The sequence below is a fragment of the Flavobacterium sp. ENC genome (assembly GCF_020991415.1).
Classification (GTDB): Bacteria; Bacteroidota; Bacteroidia; order Flavobacteriales; family Flavobacteriaceae; genus Flavobacterium.
This window is the reverse complement of the sequence record NZ_JAJMOY010000030.1, coordinates 1-761: the sequence shown is the minus strand read 5'-3', so window position 1 is coordinate 761 and position 761 is coordinate 1. Positions and strand designations below refer to the sequence as shown.

The following is a 761-nucleotide window of genomic DNA, read 5'->3' as shown; positions in this document are numbered from 1 at the left end:
CGATCATCGAATTGTTTGACAAACACGATCCGACAATCATGCAGGCCACACCGGGCTTCTGGCAGATGCTGGTAGATGCCGGCTGGGAAGGAAGCGATAAAGTGCGTGTGATTACAGGAGGAGAAGCATTATCGTTATCCCTTGGAGAATCACTTATCCAATATTCGGAAAGCATCTGGAATATGTACGGTCCAACAGAGACTACGGTATATTCGACTTATAAAAAGGTAAGAGAAACCCAGGACATTCAGTACATCGGACGGCCTGTCGACAACATGCAGTCGTACATCTTAGACAAAGAATTGCAACTGGTGCCTATTGGCGTGATCGGAACGCTGTACATGAGCGGGGCCGGAATTGCCGTTGGGTATCAAAACAAGGAAGAACTGACTTCAAAAGCTTTTATTGCTCATCCGTACCAGGAAAATACCGTGATGTACAACACTGGGGATTTATGTATGTGGAACGAGGAAGGCAGCATAAAATACTACGGCCGAATTGACCATCAGATCAAAATCCGTGGTTACCGAATCGAATTGGAAGAGATCATCTCGGCGATGTTAAGCTATGAAGGCGTACAGCAAAGTGTGGTGGTGGGAATGGAAATCGATGGCGAGAAACACTTGGCGGGTTATTACACCGGCGAAGAGGTAGAAAGCAACTCGCTGAGAAAATACCTGACCGGCTGTTTACCGGAATACATGATTCCAACCTACCTGACGGGCATCGAAAAATTCCCGTTAACCCCCAATGGAAAGATC

General features: G+C 46.8%; 1 protein-coding gene. It reads left to right on the top strand.

Annotated features, from left to right (window positions below):
* The coding region (locus LPB89_RS21905; RefSeq protein WP_230703734.1) for an AMP-binding protein at window positions 1-761 on the top strand (761 nt) is incomplete at both ends.